The following is a 24,376-nucleotide window of genomic DNA, read 5'->3' as shown; positions in this document are numbered from 1 at the left end:
TTCATAAGTCAACAAATCCAATAGGAAATCTATATATGGATACTCAAGAGAATACCAAAATTGCTGATTCCGATCTCACAGCAACTGCGCCAAAAAATCAAAAAAATCGTCTCAGTTCTATCACAATTATTGCTACGACTACTTTTGTTGTCAGTGGACTTTTAGCACTTGGTATTATACCTCGAATCCAACAGCAATCAGAATTAAATGCTTTTGCTAAATCTACATCCAAAAAAGTTTCTTCGGTTAATGTAGTTAAGCCCAAGCTGGCGGCTAATTTTACAGAGTTAGTCCTACCTAGTAGCATTCAAGCAGGTCAAGAAACCACAATTTATGCGCGTACCAGTGGCTATTTACAAAAGAAGTTAGTGGATATTGGCGATCGCGTCAATAAAGGACAGTTACTCGCTGTAATTGATGCACCTGAAACTGACCAAGATGTAGAGCAAGCTCGTGCGGAATTAGCAAAATCTGAGGCCAATATTGCTCAAGTCCAGGCAGATTTAGCTCAAAAGCTCAGTAATCTTTCGCAAACAAAAGCCAACTTCAAAGCTAGACAGGCCGAATTAATTGAAGCACGTACTAATTTAGAATTAGCGCGTCAAACTTGGCAACGTTGGCAATTACTTCAAAAGCAAGGAGCAGTGACTACACAAGCTGCTGATGAACGTGAAAGTGCTTATTATGCAAGTCAAGCTAATGTAGAGACTTTAATTGCTCGCGTTAATTCAGAACAAGAAAGTATCAATACTGCTCTTGCGGCTATTAATTCCCAAAAAGCTAATATTAATGCCTTTGTTGCGAGTAAAAATGCTGCTCAGTCAAATTTGCAACGGATAAAAGTTTTACAATCATTCAAACAAATTGTTGCTCCTTTTTCGGGCGTAATTACTGCTCGGAACATAGACACAGGAGCTTTAATTTCTGCGGGTAGCAATAGTAATAGTGGAAATTCCTGGCTATTTAAGGTTGCTCAGACAAATAATTTACGTATCCGAATTAACGTTCCTCAGGCTTTTATGCAATCAATTCAACCCGGACAAACTGCGCTTGTTCGCGTTCGCGAGCTACCTAAAAAAGCTTTTTCTGGTAAAGTTATTCGTACTGCTGATGCCTTAGATCCCTCTTCCAATACTCTTTTAACTGAAATTGAAGTACGGAATTCAGAAAATGTGTTGCGTCCTGGGATGTATGCTGAAGTTACTTTTAAGGCTCAACGTGTCAATCCACCTTTATTAGTACCAGCTAATACCTTAGTAATTAATGCAGATGGTATACAGGTAGCTACTGTGACAAAAGAAAACAAAGTTAACTACAAGAAAGTAGAACTGGGACGAGATTATGGTACTGAAGTAGAAGTAATTTCTGGTTTAAGCCCTAATGCGAGGTTAATTACTAATCCTACGGATGCTTTGCAAGAAGGTAAGTCTGTTCAGGTACTTGCATCAAAGCCTAAGACTAAGAATTAACAACAAAGAATAAAGGCGTCAGCCGTCAGAATTGAGTTGGGTATTCTGTATGACTGGCCGATAGCGCAGGGGTAGCGAGTCCGAAAGTTAAAAATCCCATCTCTCAAAGCGATCGCAGCATAATTTATCCAACCATAAAATTTGTAGAGACGTTGCAGTGCAACGTCTCTATTTTCAAACTAAGGCTAATATAATTGTCACCTCAAAGTAAATTAATTTATATAAATTACAAATTTTTTCGATTTTTTAACAGTAAAACTAGCACTGCTCCCGAAAAAATTCCGCCAAACCAGCCCCACAGACTATTAACTAATATCCACCAAGCGGATTGTTCAACTAGTGGTTTTAGTAAAAAAAATTGAATAATTCCAACTATCAGCCCAACCCATAACATGGAATATTCAGGATATTTGCCGCAGATAAGAACAGAGAAGCAAGTACCTAAGGTAGTTCCTAAAATCCACCATTTTTCAGAGACGGGAAGTTGCCGCCGTAGTACTAATAATTGCATAAACGCAATTGTCGAACCTATGGTAGCGGCAGCAGCTTGCATGGCTATAAATATGCCTATTGGCTTGAAAATTTCGTAGGCGATCGCTCCTACAATACCACCTGCAATTAAGCCGACAACATTAACTAATACCCATTGGAGGTAAAAACCCAGTCCCACTTGTGGAAGTTTGGCTGATACTGGTACTGGCTGGGAAATCTCTTGAGGATACTGAGGCGAAGAAACTGGAGGTTCAGAGTTAATAGTTTGCGGAATCTCTTGGCGATATTGGATGGGAACTGCTGGTGGTGGAGAAGAAAGTGGAGGATCGGAGTTAATCGTTGGGGGAATTTGTTGATGATATTGGATGGGAACTGTTGGCGGTGAAGAAAGCGGGCGCGAGGAATTGGTAAGAGGCTGTGTCGGTAAATAAGCATTTCCTAATTCCTGCACTGCTGCTAAAGCCTCTGCTGCTGATTGGAAGCGTTGGCGAAAGTCGTAGCGTACCATCCGATCTAGAATATCTGCTAGTGCCGGACTTACCTGTACCAAGTGATGCCAAACAATTTCAGCAGTTTGCACATCTTCTTCCAGCTGATGCGGCATTAACCCTGTTAATGCTTGAATTCCGATCATGCCCACAGCATAAATATCACTGCTTAATCTGGGGCTACCACGGCTTTGTTCGCTAGGCATATAGCCAGCAGTACCAATGCCCACAGTCATTTTAGTCAAACCTGCACCATTCACCACTTGAGTACCAATCTGTTTCACCGCCCCAAAATCGATCAGCACTACTTTACCGTCGTTTTTGCGTCGAATTAAATTGGGAGGTTTAATATCTCGGTGAATCACATTATTTTGATGGACAAATCCCAATGGTTGCAGAATATTTTCTAATAGCGAAATAGTGTAAGCTTCACTCAATCTTTTTCCAGGGGTGAGTTCATCACTAATAGGATGACCATCAATAAATTGTTGAACAAGAAAGAATTCTTGATTTGCTTCAAAATGTGCCAGCAGTTGCGGAATTTGGTCGTGAGTTCCTAGCTTGTGCAGCAATTGTGCTTCTGATTCAAATAAACGCCTAGCAACTTGTAAAGTCATAGGATCGGTAGCCATTGGCTTAAGTTGCTTGACCACACAGAGACTGTTATAAAGCTTTGTGTCTTCGGCAACATAGGTTTGACCAAAACCACCAGCTCCCAAGACTCGAATAATTTTATAACGCCCGTCCAGTAACTGACCCAACATAAAAGCTTAAAGGCGATCGCCTACCATGAAGAATGTCTGTATTTTAACTTCACTCTTACAGATGCCAAGTGTTGAGCATTTTTATTACTGAATAAAGCTTAAAACAAGCCAAGACACAAAAATTACAAACTTGATAGCCTAACGTTGACGACTAATGTTACATCTAGTATCGTTGAGCGGGCAAAAACCAACGTGAAAGCACAGGTATTTAGAGGCGTTAATCAACTGTCTTACGAAGAGATCCCAGTTCCTACCCTGGAACCAGATGAAGTGCTGGTACAGGTGCGGGTTGTGGGTTTATGTCAGTCAGATATTAAAAAAATTCGGTATCCGTTATACGAACCGCCGCGGATTTTTGGACATGAAACGGCTGGTACGATCGCAGCAGTAGGATCTCAAGTCCAAGGTTGGCAAGTTGGACAACGCGTAGCAGTCATGCACCACATCCCTTGTATGCGTTGCGCCTACTGTCTAAATGACAATTTTTCCATGTGCGATGTCTACAAAAACATCTCTACAACCGCAGGCTTTAATGCTAGCGGCGGCGGTTTCGCTGATTATGTTAAAGTTCCTGGTCATATTGTGCAAAACGGTGGGTTAATTCCCATCCCTGACAATATCAGTTTTGAAGAAGCAAGTTTTGTCGAACCCACTAACTGTTGCTTGAAAGCAGTGAAAAAAGCCCAAATTGCCCCAGGACAAACTGTGTTAGTTACTGGTGCAGGGCCAATTGGGTTAATGTTCATCATGTTAGTGAAGTATTTCGGAGCAAAAGCGATCGCTACTGATTTACTGCCTTCTAGAATTGAAAAAGCATTGAATGTTGGTGCCCAGGCCGCTTTTGATGCTCGTGATCCCGATTTACCCGCCAAAATTCATGCCTTAACTGGTGGACTAGGCGTTGATGTTACCCTGCTTGCTGTCCCCAGTGAAAAAGCTTTCTTTCAAGCACTTGACTGTACCCGCAAAGGCGGTAAAATCTTGTTTTTCGCTGAATTTCCTGATGAACTGGAAATTCCCATCAACCCGAATATCCTCTACCGTCGGGAAATCGATTTAATGGGCAGTTACAGTTCATCTTATCGACTTCAGAATTTGTCAGCTGATATTGTATTTAATCAGCGAATTGATGTGAAAGCATTAATTAGCGATCGCTATCCATTAAAAGATTTATCAGCAGCTGTGGAAGCGGCGATCGCACCCACGGCGGAAACTTATAAAATCTTAATTTATCCCTAAAAGCGAGATGGAGAGGCAGGGGGCAGGGGGCAGGAGGCAGGAGGCAGAGGGGCAGGAGGGAGATAGGGAGGTGTTACAACTAAAAGTTTAAAGTTTAGATATTCAGCGATGAAGCTCAGATATTCGGCGATGAAGCTCAGATATTCAACGATGAACCTGAGATATTCAACGATGAACCTGAGATATTCAACGATGAACCTGAGATATTCAACGATGAACCTCAGACATTCAGCGACGAACCTCAGATATTCAGCGACGAACCTGAGACATTCAGCGATGAACCTCAGATATTCAACGACGAACCTCAGATATTCAGCGACGAACCTCAGATATTCAGCGACGAACCTCAGATATTCAGCGACAAACCTCAGATATTCAACGACGAACCTCAGATATTTAAAAGGTTCATTCTTAGCGACTGCCAGAAAATAAATTATCCAATTTACTCAGATTTTTTCTATTTCCCCCTGCCCCCCTGCCTTCTGCCTTCTGCCCCCTGCCCCCTGCCTTCTGCCCCCTGCCCCCCTGCCCCATATGCTCTACACCCTAATTCTCGTCGCCCTACTAGCCTTCTACGTCGCCTGGAATCTCGGAGCAAATGATGTTGCTAACGCGATGGGAACTTCTGTAGGTTCCAAAGCTGTGACTCTCAGACAGGCACTAATAATTGCTGGGGTATTAGAGTTTACGGGTGCTGTCTTGTTTGGACATCAAGTAACGGAAACTCTAGCAACGAAAATTGCTAATCCTGGTTTATTTGCTGCTACACCCGAAATACTTGTTGTGGGAATGGCTACGGTGCTGGTTTCTTGTGGTGTGTGGTTGCAAATTGCCACATCGCGCGGTTTACCAGTGTCATCTTCTCACGCGGTTGTTGGTGCGATCGCTGGCTTTAGTTGGGTAGCTTTGGGAGTAGATGCAATTGATTGGCCATCAATTGGCATGATTACTATTGGCTGGGTGTTAACGCCTGTAATTAGTGGTGCGATCGCAGCTTTATTCTACAGTCAAATTAAGCACTGGATTTTAGAGCAACCCAATCAATTAGTGCAGTTACAAGAATGGATTCCCTGGTTGAGTACTGTACTGATAGGTATATTTGGTGTGATTGTATTACCTTCCCTAACTCAACCTCTGACAACTTTTTTAATTGAGCAAGTTGGCTTAAACATACCCACTTACGACATTCCAATTTTAACTGGTGCTGTAGCAGCAGTTGGACTCACAATTATTAGCTGGCGACAGTTAGAACAAGCGGTAAATGAGGGAAAACTACTTTTGACTCCCCAATCCCCAGTCCCCAATCCCCAGTCCCCAATCCCCAATCCCCTGGAAAAATTATTCGCCCGATTCCAGGTGCTGAGTGCTTGCTTTGTGGCTTTTGCTCATGGTTCTAATGATGTTGGAAATGCGATCGCTCCTTTAGCTGCGATCGTTTATATCCATCGCACTGGCAGCGTACCTACCGATAGTATCACTATCCCTATTTGGATTTTAATTCTTGGCGGTGCTGGTATTGTTGGGGGGTTAGCTGTCTGGGGTAAGAAAGTCATCGCCACCATTGGCGAAAACATCATTTCTTTGCAACCTAGCAGTGGATTTTGTGCAGAATTGGCTACTGCTACCACGATCCTGATTGCCTCCCGGCTAGGTTTGCCAGTCTCCACTTCCCATGCCCTTGTCGGTGGTGTCGTGGGTATTGGATTGGTGCAAGATATTAAATCGATTAAGTTCAAAACTCTACAAGGTATTGCTGCCGCATGGCTAATTACAATCCCTGTTAGTGCAATCCTCAGCGCTGCCATCTTTAGCGTCGCCCGGATTTTATTTCTTTAAAAAAATTAATATTTTTCTAACCTTTACCAATTTACGCATTATGTGGATTAGAGGTTAAAACCCTTGATTTATCGTTGTAAAGACGTTGCAATGTCTCTACAAGACTCGCAGCATGAAACCTAGACTGCAACAATACCAAAAAAAGGCATTTTTGCAGAATTGCTGCTCATTTATTAGAATGTTGTGCAGGGAATCGCGTAACCTTGAATTTACACAGAAAGATACTTTAAATCTCCATTAGAGATGTAAACTGTCACTGAAGTTACATTCCACACAAATTTACAGCTAGTTTGGCAAGTCAGAGAAATTTGTGGCGATCAGGCACTCAAGAGCAAGTCTTTGATAATAATATTGCCACCAAAACAATAAATATAGGACTTACGCAAATCGTAATTTTGAATTTCCAGACAAATCTGAGACCGGCGAAAACCGTGGCGCTGACTTGGGGTGAGCTAGATTTCTCAATCTCTGGCTTCGTCAAATCACAACAGGACGTGATTTATAATTTGCCACCAAGGGTTGATGCTTTGCAAACCCTGTGTCTAGGGTGACAGAATTACGTCGAAATGCGGAAGTGCTGTTAAAATTTTTAATTTATCTGACAAAATACAGGAAATTAGTATGAGTGCCAATCAAGTCAGCGCGAAGCAGCTTTATTGTCAAGGCGTTAGAGGTTAGAAGCTAATGGGGCGATTCGAGAAGCAACCAGAAAACCCGCGAGTCAGAGGCGAACTCTCTAGAGCTGCGGAAAATGCTCTTTGGGCTGTAGTTGAGGACTTAGAAAATCTCCAGCAGAACGTCCTCAGAGCCTTGCAAGAAGACATCAAGCGGCTTCAAGCAGAAAAAAATCGGTTATCTGATGATATTCAAAGCTTGCAAGAAGAAAAAGAGCATTTACAGCAAGTACGGCAAATTACTGAGCAGCAAGTATTAATTCGTCAGTTGGCAGAAGTTCTGGCAAAGCATATATCTTCGCAACTGCAATCCTCTCTGGCAAATTTAGCTACGCAAAATATAGAAGGTAAATCTTACGAACAAGCTGCACTGAAATCCGCTGAAGTGAGCAGCAATGTAGTGAGTGAAATCAATGAAAAAGTCGAACACATGTTTGACAGTCTTGATGACACGGTTACTATCACATTTAATTCGCTGCAACAAGAATTAAAGAATTATCAAAGTAATCTTTCCCAACAGCTGTCACGGATGTACAGCCAACAGCAGCAAGGGGAAGCGATTTTGACAGAATTTGTAAATCGCTTGCACGGACAACTAGAAAAAACTATAGAAGAAAGTTCGCGCAAACCACCAACAACAGGTACACCCACTGTTTTGCAGCTGACGGAACCAGAGAAGAACGCTTTTTTGGAGACATCCCCTGAGTTTGGGGAAGTAGTCGTCACAAACTCCCCTGAGCCAACTTCTACCATCGCTAATCAATTTTCCCAAACCGAAACGCGATCGCAGTCTGCTGCTGTTGAAGAAAAAGCCATCAGCAACGACTCCTCCGAAAATCAAACTCCACCACAGGAAAAGATCGTTGAGCGAATTTTTGTTGTCAGCAACGACTCCTCTCAAAGTGAAACTCCTTCACAGCCTGCTGCTATAGTTCCACCGCCAAATGAAACTCGGCTACAGCCTGCTGTTATAGTTCCACCAGCAAACGAAACTCAACTACAGCCTGCTGTTATAGTTCCACCACCAAAGGAAAACGCTGCTGAGCCAATTTCTGTTATCAGCAACGATTTGTCTCAAAGTGAAACTCCACCACAGCCTGCTGTTATAGTTCCACCGCCACAAGAAAACGTCACTGAGCCAATTTCTTTTCTCAGCAACGACTCCTCCCAAAACGAACAGCCAGTTCCACCACCACAGGAAAAAGCCACTGAGCCAATTTCTTTTCTCAGCAACGACTCCTCCGAAAGCGAAACTTCATCAGAACCCGCTGATACATCAACTCCACAGGAGCAACCAACACAACCGTCACTAAAAATTAATGCTCCCGAACTAGCTTCTGTTCTCCGCAAAAGTGTGCCACAGACGAGAGCTAAACCCACACCTGTGACTGCACTAGAGCCACCGAAAGAAGCAAAAACTTCGACAAGGCGATCGCGCAGTTCCTCAGGTTCATCCACAATCCAAGTCGGTTTTCTACTGATTGTGTTGTCCACAGTCATATCTTCGCTTTACAACGTAGCCATTAAGGTGATTTTCCACGAAGGTTCCCAGATTTTCGGTGTATTAGAGGTAGAACGGTTGCTACCACCGACTTTAGGCAATACTTTCTTAATTTTGACCATGCGGTTTATGGTGGTAGTACCACTGATGGTACTGTTGTCGCCTATACTGCATCCCACACTATGGCAAGATTTGGAAAACTTGATTAATTCAGTGCGAGGGAATCCCACACCTACGAATGCAGCTACAAAGCAGATTTTGGTGTTGTCAATTGTCAGTGGGTGCTTTTTATTTTTGTCTCAAGTGCTAATTTATATTGCTATTGCTCAAGTTCCTACGGGAATTGCGATCGCACTTTTCTTTATCTATCCAATGGTTACGGGTTTATTTTCGTGGTTTCTATTTCGCGATCGGCCCACCATCTTTCGTATAGGAGCGATCGCAGCAATTTGCTGCGGTGAATTATTGGTTTTAGGAACTTCTTCTAGTACAGGTATTGGTAATACTTCACTAGGAAGCAGCGCCGCCATTATTTCTGGCGTAGCTTTTGCTGCTTACATAATTCTGACGCGGGTCTGTGCTAGTAAACTACATCCGGTAACTTTTACTTTAATTAACTTCGCCACCATGTTGGTGTTGAGCTTTATTTGCTTAATGTTACCTTTACCAAGCAATTGGAACTTGCTAATTGACCCCACAAAAATGCTGGAACTGATTTTAAGCGCATTTATTTTAGGCGTGTTGACTCTTTCTGGCTATTTGCTCAACAATGCCGGAATTACTAAATTAGGTGCCTCACGTTCAGCCCTCATCGGTGGTAGCATCCCAGTTTTAACTGTGATTTTCGCTGGGTTAATCATTCAAGAGAATTTAGATATCGTACAAATTCTAGGAGTATTGTTAGTAACTTTTGGCGCGGCTGCTTTTAGCTTTGAAACAATGCGAAACCAAGTTAAACCCTCTACTCCCGCCAATTAAATGACTAGTTCAACCAGCCCAGGTGTGATGGTAGCTAAAGTAGCTACCATCACATTTTCGCTTGCATACTGACTCAAACAATGTTGCCCGTTGACGGTTGACTAGACCTGCCTTGAAAATAGGGCATTGGGCACTTGTACTGAGCGCAGCCGTTGGCGCAGCCTCTCGTAGAGAAGTATTGGGCACTTGTACTGAGCTTGTCCTGAGCGTAGTCGTTGGCGCAGCCTCTCGTAGAGAAGTATTGGGCATGAGAAGATTGATTTTTGTATTGGGGGGAAACACTCTTTCTCCCCTGCCCGCTACCTCTTTTCCCCACTCCTTTTGCATTTTTAGAGATTTAGCCTGATGCAGATAGGAAAACACGTATATATGAGCAGTGTGAGTAGGACTGACTCAAGGAATTGAGCATGATTACTTGCCTATGTAGACAATATTTGCAAGGAGTTGAGACGATTGCAACACGTTTTGGAATACTAACACCAATGTCTAGACTAATGCCAATTTGAACAATGTTTGTGACAAATAGATTTACAAAACCCAGACACACGAAAGCGATTCCCAATCTAAAATTCCAAATCTCAAATCTAAGATGGTATGAGTTGTTTTTCAGCTTGGCAGATTATTGTCGCTACATGAATATAGTGAGCGATCGCCTGCCAAAAAGCTACTAACAGATGTTTGAAAAGTCTACTGTTCTGCTTTTTCAGCGGGAAAAGGCCTTCCCAAAGTTCTAGCTTTTCAACAAGCATGGCGGTAAAGGCGATTTGAAGTTGTTAATACACCAGCCTTTGAAAACATCCTCTAAACTGTTCCACATTTATTAGGACTTACACAATTTTGATATAGGATTTTTATTTGATTGGGTGAAAAACTCGCCTTCAATTTAAAAAAGCTGATTTCTTATTCCCTAAATTCCATAAAAACAAGGGTTAATCGCTTCTGTAGCCACTCGCTGCCTATGGCGCTTGGGCTGCGGTTCGTGTACCACATAAATAATTTCAAAAATCAAAGCTAATTGTTATATTTGTCTTTCTAAAGTTTGTTCGCAATCAAAAGTTAAAATTCCGGTTTTTTGGACTTTTGACTTGAACTTTAACCTCTGTTTTTGGAGTCTTATTCTCCTTTGTTGGCTCCCATAAATTATAAAAATTTAAAATACTTTCATCAAAAAAATATAATTTAAGTAGCAGAAAAATCTCAAAAAATATCTAATTTAGTCCAAAATATTTTATCATATTTTTGCTTAATCGCTATTTTTGCGATTAAGCAAATGGCTAATAGCTACACCGCAAATTTTGTCTGTGTTGCAGCCCTGAGCGTCAGTACAGCAACACGATAAAGATAAATCATCGTTGATTTTTTAGTTTTTTTTGAATTATCAACAAATCATGATAATTCAGAGATGAAAACTATTTAAATCCAGAGAAGTGATAAACTTTAAATAATATAAATATGTTCCCAAAGGAAAAAGGATGATACAATCATTAGCGATGTTTGAGACAAACAGGTATTTTGAAATTGAAATTATTTGTTCTACTTGATGTCTACAATTTTTACTCAAGCCAGCGAGCGATATTGCCGAAACATCACTGGAGATTGTGAAGAAGATGATACTTCACAACTAGGCATTTGACTGAGCTTGTGAATGTTGACACACCTGGTAAGCGGTTTCCTTCTAGATCGCTCCTGACTATTTCCAGTCGATTGTGTACTACAAATAATTCGTCAAAGCGAAATAAAAACCATCTTTTTCGATATAGATATCCCAGATGAACCGCGTAAACTAGTTTTTACTTTAAGCTAGCTAGCATCATGTCATAATTAGCCCTAAGTAGCTTGACATTGTTGCTCTTGAAGGAGAACAAACTAGAAAAACCTAAAGAAGTTAAAAGCTTTGTAGATTACTTGTGACACAGTTGACTTTGAGGAGATAAACTAGCGTGAAGCTAGACATGGTGATGTCTTTTGATTTTCTGGACAGATGTAAGCACAGTTATAGTAACAATACTAGATCTGCGTGTGTACCAGAAAATATGCGATAATTGTAGTTTGAGCTACCACCGATATCATAGTTATCGCATACTAATATAGTCTGAAGTAAAGACATTGCCTTCAGCCAGGTGTATACTACCTATTTTCACTCGATTAAAAACTGTGTAAACGTGCTATTCAATTGTCTGTAATATGAGTAACGACATAGATCTGATCAAACGTCTTGACCCCAGTGCGATGGATCAGATCATGCTTTATCTGGCTTTTAGTGCCATGCGGACGAGTGGGCACAGGCATGGGGCATTTTTAGACGCAGCCGCAACAGCAGCCAAGTGTGCAATTTACATGACCTATCTAGAGCAGGGACAAAACCTGCGAATGACAGGGCATTTGCATCATTTGGAGCCGAAACGGGTAAAAATTATTGTAGAAGAAGTTAGACAAGCGCTAACTGAAGGGAAACTACTGAAGATGCTGGGTTCTCAGGAACCTCGATATCTTATTCAATTGCCTTATGTCTGGTTAGAAAAATATCCTTGGCAACCGGGGCGATCGCGCGTTCCTGGCACTAGTTTGACAAGTGAAGAAAAAAGACAAATTGAGCAAAAACTACCAAGCAATTTACCTGATGCCCAGTTAGTTAGCTCATTTGAGTTCTTGGATTTGATCGAATTTTTGCACAAGCGATCGCAAGAAGACTTGCCACCCGAACACCAAATGCCTTTGAGTGAAGCTTTGGGCGAGCATATCAAGCGCCGTCTGCTCTACTCAGGTACGGTAACCCGCATTGATTCTCCTTGGGGAATGCCCTTCTATGCTCTGACTCGTCCTTTTTATGCCCCAGCAGACGACCAAGAACGCACTTACATCATGGTAGAAGATACCGCTCGGTATTTCCGCATGATGAAAAATTGGGCAGAACGGCGACGAAACGCCATGCGCTTGTTGGAAGAACTTGATATTCTTCCAGAAAAAATGGAGCAAGCTATGGAAGAATTAGATGAAGTTATCCGTGCTTGGGCAGATAAATATCACCAAGACGGAGGAATTGCAGTGATTTTACAGACAGCTTTTGGCGAACGAGAAGACTAGTACAACTGTGCAAAAGTTCAAATTTCCAAAGGCGATCTAGTAACGTGAGTTCGATAACCTCTCTCCAACTCCTCTTTGTGTTGGAGAGGAGCATTATAGTTTTTTCATTTATTTGAATCAGATTACTGATAGGGGCACACACGTGTGCATCCTTAAAGTATCGTTTATTAGGCTTGCCTTGAAAGTTGCGTATTTCATTCCAGGCTGACTTATATTCCGGCAGACTTTCTTGCGGGTTGCCAGCGATCGCTGTTTGTGTTCGGCGAGGATTCCCTAACTCCGTATTTCCCCGTAGAAGATGTTCAAGGCTATTGCCTTTCCCTGCTAGGTTCGCAAAGGAAGCGATCGCTCTGTTCTACTGCTATATTTGTTTTCAAATAATCCCGCACCAAAGCGCAAGCATAAGCTGGTGCATCTAGGTTGAGAATTCGTTGTAAATTCCACAGAATCAGTGTGTTGTCATCACCTCCTGAAACCAGCAAAGTCCCATCGCGGCTGATGGCAATTTTCCTAATGCCTGCGGTATGTCCTCTAAGGGTAGTCAGTTCTTTACCATCAACCTGCCAAAGTTTGACTGTAGTATCTACACTGCCAGAAGCAACTATTTTGCCGTTGGGACTAAAGGCAACTCCCCAAACTGCGGCTGTGTGACCTTTGAGTGTTTGCAGCAACTTGCCTTCAACAGTCCACAACTTAACGGTATTATCACCACTTCCAGTTGCAACCATTTTACTGTCTTGGCTAAAGGCGACTCTCCAGACTGCCGCAGTGTGTCCTCTAAGGGTTTGGAACAACTTGCCATCCAACGTCCACAGCTTAGCAGTACCATCACCACTGACTGAGGCAAGGAGACGACCATCTGGACTAAATGCGACTTCCCAAACTTCGGCTTCATGTCCTTTGATAATCTGCGGTGCAGACCGAGACTCCTGCGGAGTCTCTGCGCGAACGCGTTTCCAGATTTGAACAACCTTTTCCACATTTCCCATTCCGATGGTTTGACCGTCGGGACTTAATACTCCTGCTAATAGTTTGCTAATGGGAGCTTTGTAAGTCGCCACTGAACTGCCGTCTGGCTTTTTGAGTTTTACCGTATCATCGTAGGAGCGAAGGGCAATTAATTTGCCATCTTCACTGAATGAAACTTCAAAGATTGCACCGCCAGGTTGAGTGAAAGTTTTGAGTAATTTGCCTTGGCGATTCCAAAACTTAACAGTGTTTTCGTGGCTAGCTGTGGCGATGGTGGAACTGTCGGAGGTGATAGCTATTGACCAAATCCCGGCTTCATGGGCAATCATACTTTTCTGGAATGGATTCTCCTTCTGCCACAGCCTGACAACGTTTTCTGTACCGGCGGAAGCAATAAAGCTGTTATCAGGACTAAAACTCACTCCCCAAACTGACGCACTGTGTCCTCTGAGCGTCCTCAGTTCTGTACCGTCAATGTTCCAAAGTTTAATTGTTTTGTCAAGACTGGCAGAGGCAATAGTTTGACCGTCGGCACTTAAGGCTACTCCCCAAATTCCCGCAGTGTGACCTCTAAGAGTTTTATACTGGCGGTAGCTGCCATTTTTACTGTCTCGCTTCCAGAGTTTGATTGTTTTGTCTTCACTGCCTGAAACAATCGTCTGTCCATCAGGGGTAAAAGCTACTTTCAGAACCCAAGAAGTGTGACCTAAAAGAGTTTGTAGAGGTTTGGCGTTTTGCCAGCCAGAAGCCTTTCGTTCCCAGAGTTTTACAGTCCCGTCCACATTGCCAGCTGCAACGATTTGACCATCAGGACTGAAGGTGACTCCGAAAAACCCCGTTTCGTAACCTTGAAAGGTGTTGAGCAAAGTACCATCTCGCTTCCAAAGTTTTACAGTTCTGTCCCAACCGCTAGAAGCCAGGAATTGACCATCGGGACTAAACACTATTCCCCAGATGGAAGCAGTGTGAGCTTTGAAACTTTTGAGTAAGGTGCCATCTCGCTTCCAGAGTTTAATGATGCCATCTTCACCCGCCGAGGCAAGCATCTGACCGTCAGGGCTAAAATCGATCGCTCTGACTGCTCCCTTATGGCCTTTGAGAGTTGCAACTTCTTTACCGTCTCGTCGCCAAAGCTTGATTGTTTGATCTATGCTGACTGAGGCAATTAAAGAACTGTCAGGACTGATATCTACTGCCAAAACTGCTGCTGTGTGACCGGAAAAATGGTTGTACTCATCTGCCCCATAAACTGCTTGTTGCAGTACGTTATTCACCTGACGCTGAATCTTTGCGTTTGGTTTATCTAGTTTTTCTAGTCTACGCTTGGCTTTGATTGCCTCTATGAGGGCATCTAACCGGCGATTTGAAGCAAACAATCCTTCAGAAGAAGATACAAGCGCTCGTATTTCGCTGCTTTTTGCTTGATATGCGCTTTTGAGAGTTTGGCGGTACAAAATGAAACTTCCTATTCCTAACGTGGTAGAGACAAATAACCCAATAGCTACTGTAGTTAGGAAAAATCTTTGCAATTTTGCAGTTTTTCTCTCTTGTGCTAGTCTTGCTTCTACTTCTTTAGCTCGTGCTGCTTCTAATGCCGTTTGTACTGCTTTGCGTTCGTATTCTTGACTAGCGGCTAAAAATTGATAATCCAAATCGCTCAAACTTTTCCCGTGCAGCCAATTTTGAGTATCTCTAAGAGCTTGTCCTCGCAACAGACGCGATTCATCTTTATAAGCCGATGCTACCCAAGCGTTAAATGTTTGCGAGTAAGGACGAAGGTTGTCTAAGTGCCTGAGTACCCATTGGGTATTGAAAACATTGCGATAAATGGGATTTTTAATTTTGAGATAGCCGTTGCGTTTTTCAACTAAACCAGATAATAACAGTTCCGTCTGTTCTAGACTATCATCCGTCGTTACAAGAGCAAGAGGACGCACAGAATTATTAGTGCCTTTTATCCCCGCGTCCCCACGTTCCCGCGTCCCCGTGTCCTCTTCATCTTCTGCTTGCAACACTCTTTGATAAAGCCCAAGTAATCTTCCGGCTCGGTGTTCGTGGAAAAGTAAGCGATCGCGAATTGTCCGCAGGTGTTCTGGTTCATCTTTTGTTTCCCAATGTTCGATAATCTGCGATCGCACTAGTTGTTCTACCCAAAATTCTTCAGTTCCGGGAAGTAATGAGATTGTGCCGTAAGATGTTTTCAAGGCAGTCTGGGCAACTAGTTGGCAGAGTTTTTGAGTTAAAAACGGCTGTCCTCCCGTCCAATGGATAATCTCTCGCAGTATTGCTTGTGGTTGGCTAATGATTTCTTCTAGCCCTTTGAGTAATGGTGTGGCTTCATGTAATTTAAAGCCTTGTAACTCGATGGCTGTCCCAATATTAAAAGGTGTTCGGCGTTTGTCTGCTATTAAATCTGATGGACTAGCTACTCCAAATAGTGCAAACCCTAAGCGTTGAAAATTCGGATTAAATGCTTGTTGATTGTAACAATGACGAATCCACGCAAAAAAATCGTTGACGGGAAAATTTAAACTCAATAAACTATCAATCTCATCAATAAAGATAATTATTCCTCCACCTTTCCCATTATTCTGAGATTTTTGTTGAAGAGTTGGGAGTAATAATTCTTCTACAAATTGGTGTAATTTTTGCACCGAAGAAATGCCTGATTGCGTGTTCCACCATTCTTTAAAATTCACCTGTTCTCCCAGATTTAAGCTGTAGAACAAGCTGATCGTCACACCTTTGTACCATTGTTCCGGTGTAGTATCTTCACTACCCAAGCGAGTCATATCCAAGTAAACACAGCTATAACCTTCTTGTCTGAGGCGATAACTTGTGCGCTGTAGTAAAGACGATTTGCCCATCTGCCGACAGTTTAAGACGTAACAGAAATCGCCAGCTTTCAAGCTGGTATAAAGTTTCTCGTCTGCCTGACGGATGACATATGTGGGATCGTCACTACGAAGACTGCCCCCTACTTGGTATCTCATATCAAAATGCGACTACAAAAATAGAGATTAACTAGCAATTCAATTTGATTTGCCATTGTTACAAATCCAAGATACCCGACTTCTTAAATAAATCGGGTATCTTGTTTATCACCAATGATTTGGGATTGATATAAGTAGAACAGGGTAAAAAAACCAAAATATGTAACGAAAAGTAAAGATGCCCAAAAAGCTCTTCCCTTCTGCCTTCTGCCTTCTGCCTTCTGCCTTGTCATAACGACAATTTTCAACACCGACCTACTTAGATACTTTCTTAGAAGTAAACATGTTAAAGTTTACAGCTTTTATTCAAATTGAATTGTATCACCTTTACAAGTATCTAATCCGCTGATTTTTTGTTTAACTGTCTTAACTGTCTTAACTGTCTGATATTTATTTAAACTTAAAATTAACTGTCTGCTTAAGTGTCTTAACTGTCCTTGGAATTTGCTCAAAAAAGTCAGATGATATCGACAATTATTCGAGGAAAATTCCTTAAATAAAGCAAATTAAAAGTAATTCAAAAAGTTATTCTGAATTTCCAGCCATTTCGGTTTTAAACAATTGTTGATAGCTGTTTGCCAAAATAAGCGCGGTAGAGTTCGCAACTTGGTATAATGCGATCGCCTTCAAAGCGAATCAAACCTAAACTATCAAGTTTATAGGTCTCAATGGGATTCACATAAGTACTTCGCTGCGATTTTATCAATTGACCATAAGTCTTTGCTAAAGTGGGTTTTTCTTGTAGTTGCAACCACAGTCGCCATAAATGATAGCGGTAAATGCCACCATTGGCGATCGCTTCTTCCATCATTTCTTGGAGAGTCATTTCTTGGGAGCAAAGAAAATATAGCGAAATCCGAATTAATGCTGGATGACCGCCTACAAATGACATCAGTTGGCTGGATTCTTTGCTAGAATTCCAATTTAAACCGTGTCGCCTAGCTAAATCTTCTATCTGTTGTTGAGTAAATTCTCCAAGCCGGATAGGTAATCCAATGTTGAAGGGAGAGCGGTTAATATTTAGGGTGGCATACTCTTCTGTAGAATAAACCACTACCAATTTCAACTTCTGCCAATTTGGATTTTGTTGTGCTTCCTCACACCACGAACGCAATAATGCAAAAAATTCTTGAGCAATGTGAGGATATTCAAAAAAGCGGTCAACTTCATTTAAAACTAAAACTACTGGACTGGTAATTTGCTTGAGCAAATAGCTTTGCAAATAAAAACTGGAACTCAACTTACAGCCAATTTCTTCATCCCACATTTCATTCAAGTTGGGATCTATGCCTAATTCTCTAGCAATATGCCAGCAAAAACCGCGCAACAACTTGTTTAAATTAGTCAAAGACTCAGAATCGATCTGGTAGCAATTCCAATTCGCTGTTCGATACCCTTGCTTTTGTGCAAAGGCTAACAACCGCAGCACCAGAGAACTCTTACCCATCTGTCTGGGTGCTTTAATCCGAATCACGCAGCCTGGTTGAATTATCTCCCGATAAACTAATTCTTCAAGAGGCGGACGTTCAATATACAGAGGTGAATCGAGGGGTACAGGCCCATCTGGATATGGCCAAAAACTTTCAAATTGGTCAGCTTGTTCGTTAACAAAAGAATCAAGAACTAAACTTTGATATAAATCTGTTTTTTGTTTATGTAAATTCAATGAAATTAATTGCGAAGCTTGAACCTTATCTGCTTCGTTGAGAATTGTATAATCTTGTGGGTTTAATTCTAAATTAAAAGCGCTAAAACAGAGTTTTAAAGTCTTTTGGTCTACACCCGTATCCAGGGATAACAATCTGCTCAGTGTTTTTGTGGAGATATTCATGCGTTCGCCCAACTTCTCTAGAGTCAAACGCTGGCCATAATTTTCTGCTACCTCCATAGCCAAAATCGCTGCCTGTAAACGCTTTAACCCGACAGAACTCAGCACAACACCCCGGCTGCGCGTGCTTTTTTGTGGTTTCATGTCGCTAGTTATTAACCTGTTTTTGTTAACTTTTTAACTATCCCCTAATTTTCTCATTTTTTCAATCGCTTATTTAAGTGTTACTGAAATGTTTTAAGCTTTTTTTTAGCTTTCAACTAAGTGGGTACAAATAAACAGAAGTGGCTTTGTGCTTGAAAACTAGTACCAAAAAGCTAAAACCTCAATTAGAAACTTGAATTTATTTATACTCCCCTAATCAACCATCCGCTCCATTGATGAAACTGTTACTTAAGATACGTTTGTATTAGATAACCCGTGAAGTAGTTTAAAACACCACTTAATTTACAGGCACTGAAGGATATGTATAAATAAATTCAGGGGATTGTATTTTTTTGTTCTTCGGTCAATCGCCAAAAAATTCCACAACCAAGGCATGAAAATATTTTTTCCCAGTCATCAGTCAACAGTTAACGCTATTTTCAACCTAGATGACTCTACATCCCCTTAATGGCTGTGATATTATGGGAGACTGCTGCATACATTTATTGAAAAACTAAAAATTAGATCATGGCTCTGACGCAACTGCGGAAACAAGAAATAATTTCCAACTACCAAGTTCACGAAACCGACACTGGTTCAGCCGATGTTCAAGTTGCCATGCTAACTGAGCGGATCAACCGCCTCAGCGAACATCTCCAGGCAAATAAAAAAGACCATTCTTCCCGGCGGGGACTGTTGAAGCTAATTGGTCAACGCAAGCGTCTTCTAGCTTATATCCAAAAGGAAAATCGGGAAAAGTATCTAGCTTTGATTGCTCGTCTCGGTATTCGGGGTTAGAGGCGATCGCTTATGTCTGCTGAAGAATCAGAACGCAATCGCTTGCCTTTTGAACCAAACAAAAAGCGCCAAAAACCCGTAAAAGCTCAAGCTAAACCAGCAGCAACGCCACAAAAATCCAGCAACCAACCTGATAGGAAGCCGCCTTACACCAAAGAAGAAATGGCGATTCCGAAAGTAGTCAGCCAGCGGATGGTTCGACGGGTAGCTGTGTTTTGTGGTGTACCAACAGCTTTGGGCATTAGCACCTTGATTGCGAGCTATCTGCTTGCCACCTACGCCAACATCAAACTAGCTCCCATTGCCGTGTTATTGGTAAACATGGGATTATTTGGTTTGGGCGTTTTAGGGATAACTTATGGCGTTCTCTCTGCCTCTTGGGATGAAGAAACAGCCGGAAGTCTGCTGGGTTTGGGTGAATTCGGCACTAATTGGGGACGAATGGTGGCAGTTTGGCGAGAAACTCGGCAAAAAAACTCTTGAAGAAGAATTCAGAATTCAGAATTCAGAACCAGAAGTGGGGGATTGGAAACTGCCACTCCCTTACAAAAAAATTGTCAGTAGCCTGTTGTAGAGATGCGCCAACAGCTTTAGTAAAAATATTCTGTTAGAACGCAACTTAGTATAAATTCTGACTCCTGAATTCTGCTTCACAATTTAAATACTATAGATAATTTATACTAAATATTAATTAATATAATAGTAATTTTACTGACTAGTATATTCTGTCCATTTATTTTGTAAATAAACTTAGTTTGAACTATTCCTAATTAGGCAAATACGTAACAATAAAACTACGTCCATTTACAGAAGAATTTACTCAGTAAATCAGGAACATTGACATGATTATAGTAATGAAAAGTGGTTCCCCAGAGGCGGAAATAAACCGCATTGATGAGGAACTAAGTAGTTGGGGGTTAACTCCAGAAAAAATTGTTGGTAAACACAAAGTAGTTATTGGTCTAGTAGGTGAAACTGCCAGCTTAGATCCGCTACAAATTCAAGAACTTAGTCCTTGGATTGAGCAGGTGTTACGGGTAGAGCAGCCTTACAAACGTGCTAGTCGCCAGTTTCGCCACGGTGAAGCTTCAGAAGTGGTGGTTAATCTACCGAATGAAACAGTGGTATTTGGCGAACACCACCCTTTAATAGTGGTAGCCGGCCCCTGCTCCGTAGAAAACGAAGAAATGATTGTAGAGACGGCACGCCGCGTCAAAGCCGCAGGAGCAAAGTTTTTGCGGGGAGGTGCATACAAACCCCGGACTTCACCTTACGCTTTCCAAGGACACGGCGACAGTGCTTTGGAATTATTGGCAAAGGCGCGGGAAGTCAGCGGACTAGGTATTATTACAGAAGTCATGGATGCCGTTGACCTGGATAGAATTGCTGAAATTGCAGATGTGATTCAGGTAGGGGCAAGGAATATGCAGAATTTCTCCTTGCTCAAAAAAGTGGGAGCGCAGCCAAAACCAGTCCTATTGAAGCGGGGAATGGCGGCTACAATTGAAGATTGGTTAATGGCAGCCGAGTATATTTTGGCAGCTGGCAATTCCAATGTGATTTTGTGTGAAAGAGGAATACGTACCTTTGACCGTCAGTATACACGAAATACACTGGATTTATCAGTAGTGCCAGTGTTGCGTAAGTTAACTCACCTACCAATCATGATTGACCCAAGCCACGGCGTAGGCTGGTCTGAGTTTGTACCTTCAATGGCAATGGCAGCGATCGCAGCTGGTACTGATTCTCTTATGATTGAGGTTCACCCCAACCCTGCCAAAGCTTTATCTGATGGCCCCCAATCTCTGACACCAGACCGTTTTGATAAATTGATGCAAGAATTAGCGGTAATTGGTAAGGCAGTAGGACGCTGGCAGCAACCAGCAGTAGCTCTGGTTTAAGAGGGACTGGGGACTGGGGGCTGGTGATTGGGGAGATGGGGAAGTGTGGGGAGTGTGGGGAGATGGGGGAGATGGGGGAGAGAGGGGAGTGTGGGGAGTGTGGGGAGAGAGGGGGGAAAGATTTCTTCCCCATCCTCCCACACCTCCCACACCTCCCACACCTCCCACACCTCCCACACCTCCCACACTTCCTGCTTACCCCATTTAAAGTAACTGCTGTCTGTGGTGAGGAAGCCTAAGCTTAGACTTTTGGATAATTTCAGACCACCAAATTTAAACCAAATTTAAAATTTAGTGGGGATTTCAACCTATTTATTTATCGCCAAGCTACACCAGAATACAAGCAAGAAAATTCTGTATCCTGACTTCTGAATTCTGTTTTTTTAATCTCTTGGACAAGTAAATACTAAAATTGAAGAGAAATATACACCAGTGAAAAAGGTAATTAATTAAAACGTGACTAATGTCATAAAGAAAAAATTTAAAAATGATTCTTTAGTTGTAAAAATTCATAATTCAGAATTCAGATAATTGTAAATTAGCTTTTTCCTCCTGCCCCCCTGCCTTCTACTTATTACCCACCTTCATCGCCTGAAAAAAAAAGGACGGGTGCAACACCCATCCTTAAAATTTCACCTTGACTCAAAAACTGTTATTGTACTTCACTAGGGAAGGCACCAGGCTGCACAGCTAGGTTAAGATTTTGCCCATTGCGGCGTAACTCTAGGCGTAAATCTCCACCGACTTGGCTATTTTCGACGGCCTTTTGGACGCTGCTAGCATCTGTAACTGATTGACCGCCTAGCTTTTGGATGACATCACCAGCGCGTATTCCAGCTTTAGCGGCTGGGGAATTCGGCATAACTTTTACAACTAATACACCTTTATCTTCATTGACACTCAAACCACTATTAGGATCTGAGTTAATACTTTGTTTTAACTGAGGCGTTAACCCCACCATCTGAATTCCTAAATAAGGATGTTGAACTTTACCTGTAGCTATTAATTGACTAGAAATACGTTGTGCTGTGTTGATGGGAATGGCAAAGCCTAATCCTTGGGCACCTTGGATAATGGCTGTATTCATGCCAATTACTTCACCACGGTAATTGAGCAGAGGGCCGCCAGAGTTACCGGGATTAATTGCAGCATCAGTTTGAATATACTCTACTCGCTTATCGGGAGCGCCGATTAGATTGCTACTGCGTCCAGTAGCGCTGATGATTCCGGTTGTTACTGTATTATCCAGGCCAAGGGGATTACCGATCGCGATCGCCCATTCTCCTGGTTGCAGTTGGTCTGAGTTACCCAAAGCTACTGTCGGTAGATTATCCGCTTGAATCTTGACCACAGCCACATCGGTTAACTCATCTTTTCCTAGCACCTTACCTTGCAAGGTGCGCCCATCCTTGAGTGTCACCGTCACAGTATCCGCCCCATCTACCACGTGGGCGTTCGTGAGAATACGACCATCAGCACTGATGACAAAACCTGAACCAGTACCCCGTTCTACCCTTTCTTGTGATTGTGGTAGTTGGGAACCAAAAAAGCGCTGAAAAAACGGATCGTTGAATTCATCTGGTAACTGGGTTTTTACGGTTCGGGAGGAGTTGATTCGTACTACTGCTGGCCCTACCTTTTGCACCACCTGTGTCACAAAATTCGGATCTGTGGTGGCTGGTAATGGAGGAGCAGCATTGACTCGACCGACTGCCAAATTAGATGCAGTCTCAGACACTTGCTCTTGATGTCCAGCCAGATAGCCACCTGCCAATGTCATACCCGATCCCAGTAGCACCAGCGATAGAGAGGCCGCAGCCTTTTTCCAGGGTGCTGGATTATGGTATTTGGCGTCAGCAGTGTGGGATAAAATGCTATTTGATGGGTGTTCTCCATCACGAGATTGGTTTTGCATTGCTGTTTGGAAGCATATCGAATATGTATTACTAATGTAGATATTATTTATGACAGTTTTGTTGCAGAGGTATTACGTTATTGTGAAAGGTTTAGTTTTTTACTACTAAGTAACTCCGCAGCCATAATGGCAACTGTGCACCATTGAAACTCATGACTTTAGTCATGGGTATATTCAGAATTCGCGACGTAAATTTGAAATTTTGGATTTTAAATATTATTGTTTTTTGATATCGCTACTCAACAACTTAAGCTACATATCCTACCCCTTGTGCCTAGAGAAAATCTTATAGACCCTGATTCTGGTGTCAAAGTCTTCTTAACTTTGAATTCTGAATTCTTATATAATATCTAACCATACTTGAAGGAATAAAAATGGGACAAGGAAAAATATTACTTCAGCCTGGTACTTTATGGACAAGTGTCAAAGAACGGACTGAACATGCTTTGAAATGTGGGGCGCTGCTATCAATACCGACGGAATTTGAGTTTGTGGAACAAGATGACGTGCGTTTTTTAGTGCGGATTTTGTCTAATTTAAATCGTAAAAAAGCAGCCAAAGAAAAACAGGAAAAACAATCTGCTACTTCCGGTCAAGAATTTAATCCTTTCTTACCTTATGAAGAAGATTTATTTGTGGCGGATATTTCTGATACTCATGTATGTATTTTAAATAAATTCAATGTTGTTGATTATCATCTACTAATTATCACCCGTGCCTTTGAAGAACAGGAAAGTCTACTCACTTTGGAAGATTTTACTGCCATGTGGGCATGTCTAGCTGATTTTGACGGTTTAGGATTCTACAACAGTGGCAAACTCGCAGGTGCTAGTCAGCGACATAAACACTTGCAATTAGTCCCGCTACCACTTGCACCTTCAGGATTGCAGATACCTATTGAACCTCTGTTAAGGGAGGCACAATTTCAAAACTCTACCGCAACTTTACCAAAACTTCCTTTTTTACATGCCTTCGCACCCTTAAATCCTCAGTGGGTGGAGTCTCCATTCACTGGGGGTGAAGCAACATTGGCAGTTTATCGTACCTTGTTAGAGGCTGTAGGTTTAAATACAACGCAATTGGGTGCTTACAATTTGCTGATGACACGAGAATGGATGATGATTGTACCGCGATCGCAAGAACATTTCCACACCATCTCGGTGAATTCATTAGGATTCGCCGGTGCCTTGCTAGTAAAGAATGCTGAAGAAATGCAACTCCTCAAAGACCAAGGGCCGATGAATATTTTGAAGAGTGTTGGTGTCATAGGGCATAGGGCATAGGGCATAGGGCATAGGGCATA

The 24,376-nt window shown here is 42.1% G+C and carries 16 protein-coding genes; 9 read left to right on the top strand and 7 right to left on the bottom strand.

What is annotated here, in order from left to right; all coding sequences use genetic code 11:
• Positions 1-35 precede the first annotated feature (35 nt).
• Complete coding sequence (locus tag H6H03_RS27450) at positions 36-1,469, top strand: efflux RND transporter periplasmic adaptor subunit (protein WP_190958219.1); 1,434 nt, start codon at positions 36-38, stop codon at positions 1,467-1,469.
• A 226-nt stretch (positions 1,470-1,695) separates the two neighbouring features.
• Here H6H03_RS27450 and H6H03_RS27445 read toward each other — a convergent pair whose 3' ends face one another.
• On the bottom strand, positions 1,696-3,213 hold the full coding sequence (locus H6H03_RS27445; protein WP_190958218.1) for a serine/threonine-protein kinase: 1,518 nt from the start codon (positions 3,211-3,213) through the stop codon (positions 1,696-1,698).
• A gap of 192 nt (positions 3,214-3,405) precedes the next feature.
• Between H6H03_RS27445 and H6H03_RS27440 the strand changes: the two genes are divergently transcribed.
• The 3 genes from H6H03_RS27440 to H6H03_RS27430 all read left to right on the top strand — a co-directional run bounded on the left by H6H03_RS27440 (position 3,406) and on the right by H6H03_RS27430 (position 9,441).
• A complete protein-coding gene (locus H6H03_RS27440; protein WP_190958253.1) occupies positions 3,406-4,452 on the top strand; it encodes a zinc-dependent dehydrogenase in 1,047 nt (348 codons plus the stop codon).
• Between the two features lie 534 nt (positions 4,453-4,986).
• Positions 4,987-6,288, top strand: a complete 1,302-nt coding sequence (locus H6H03_RS27435; protein WP_190958217.1) for an inorganic phosphate transporter — start codon at positions 4,987-4,989, stop codon at positions 6,286-6,288.
• 684 nt (positions 6,289-6,972) lie between these two features.
• Positions 6,973-9,441 (top strand): DMT family transporter, encoded by a 2,469-nt coding sequence (locus H6H03_RS27430; protein WP_190958216.1) that lies wholly within the window; start codon positions 6,973-6,975, stop codon positions 9,439-9,441.
• A gap of 9 nt (positions 9,442-9,450) precedes the next feature.
• Here the strand turns inward: H6H03_RS27430 and H6H03_RS27425 are convergent, their stop codons facing one another.
• Positions 9,451-9,690, bottom strand: coding sequence for a hypothetical protein (locus H6H03_RS27425; RefSeq protein ID WP_190958215.1), 240 nt, complete (start codon positions 9,688-9,690; stop codon positions 9,451-9,453).
• 335 nt (positions 9,691-10,025) lie between these two features.
• Complete coding sequence (locus H6H03_RS27420) at positions 10,026-10,190, bottom strand: hypothetical protein (RefSeq protein ID WP_190958214.1); 165 nt, start codon at positions 10,188-10,190, stop codon at positions 10,026-10,028.
• A 1,435-nt stretch (positions 10,191-11,625) separates the two neighbouring features.
• On the opposite strand from H6H03_RS27420, the gene hetR reads away from it, so the two are divergent.
• Positions 11,626-12,525: a heterocyst differentiation master regulator HetR gene (gene hetR, locus H6H03_RS27415; RefSeq protein WP_096534886.1), complete on the top strand. Its 900-nt coding sequence runs from the start codon at positions 11,626-11,628 to the stop codon at positions 12,523-12,525.
• A 308-nt stretch (positions 12,526-12,833) separates the two neighbouring features.
• Here hetR and H6H03_RS27410 read toward each other — a convergent pair whose 3' ends face one another.
• A complete protein-coding gene (locus H6H03_RS27410) occupies positions 12,834-16,487 on the bottom strand; it encodes an AAA-like domain-containing protein (RefSeq protein WP_190958213.1) in 3,654 nt (1,217 codons plus the stop codon).
• Between the two features lie 553 nt (positions 16,488-17,040).
• Entirely contained in the window at positions 17,041-18,459 is a 1,419-nt protein-coding gene (locus H6H03_RS27405) for an AAA-like domain-containing protein (RefSeq protein ID WP_190958212.1), read from the bottom strand.
• 528 nt (positions 18,460-18,987) lie between these two features.
• On the opposite strand from H6H03_RS27405, the gene rpsO reads away from it, so the two are divergent.
• From rpsO to aroF, 3 genes are all read left to right on the top strand, one after another.
• Complete coding sequence (gene rpsO / locus H6H03_RS27400; RefSeq protein WP_096537345.1) at positions 18,988-19,257, top strand: 30S ribosomal protein S15; 270 nt, start codon at positions 18,988-18,990, stop codon at positions 19,255-19,257.
• 12 nt (positions 19,258-19,269) lie between these two features.
• A complete protein-coding gene (locus H6H03_RS27395) occupies positions 19,270-19,740 on the top strand; it encodes a PAM68 family protein (RefSeq protein WP_190958211.1) in 471 nt (156 codons plus the stop codon).
• A gap of 359 nt (positions 19,741-20,099) precedes the next feature.
• Positions 20,100-21,158 (top strand): 3-deoxy-7-phosphoheptulonate synthase, encoded by a 1,059-nt coding sequence (gene aroF, locus H6H03_RS27390; RefSeq protein ID WP_190958210.1) that lies wholly within the window; start codon positions 20,100-20,102, stop codon positions 21,156-21,158.
• On the opposite strand, the gene H6H03_RS27385 is transcribed toward aroF, so the two are convergent.
• Together H6H03_RS27385 and H6H03_RS27380 are read right to left on the bottom strand one after the other, a co-directional pair.
• On the bottom strand, positions 21,099-21,344 hold the full coding sequence (locus H6H03_RS27385) for a hypothetical protein (RefSeq protein ID WP_190958209.1): 246 nt from the start codon (positions 21,342-21,344) through the stop codon (positions 21,099-21,101). The two genes, aroF and H6H03_RS27385, sit on opposite strands and share 60 nt — an antisense overlap.
• A 466-nt stretch (positions 21,345-21,810) precedes the next feature.
• Entirely contained in the window at positions 21,811-23,073 is a 1,263-nt protein-coding gene (locus H6H03_RS27380; RefSeq protein ID WP_190958208.1) for an HhoA/HhoB/HtrA family serine endopeptidase, read from the bottom strand.
• Between the two features lie 374 nt (positions 23,074-23,447).
• Here H6H03_RS27380 and H6H03_RS27375 point away from each other — a divergent pair, with 374 nt between their 5' ends.
• On the top strand, positions 23,448-24,356 hold the full coding sequence (locus tag H6H03_RS27375; protein ID WP_190958207.1) for an ATP adenylyltransferase family protein: 909 nt from the start codon (positions 23,448-23,450) through the stop codon (positions 24,354-24,356).
• Positions 24,357-24,376 lie beyond the last annotated feature (20 nt).

Origin of the sequence: Nostoc paludosum FACHB-159, from assembly GCF_014698835.1 — a bacterium.
GTDB classification, from domain to species: domain Bacteria; phylum Cyanobacteriota; class Cyanobacteriia; order Cyanobacteriales; family Nostocaceae; genus Nostoc; species Nostoc paludosum.
This window is presented reverse-complemented; position numbering and strand designations above follow the sequence as displayed.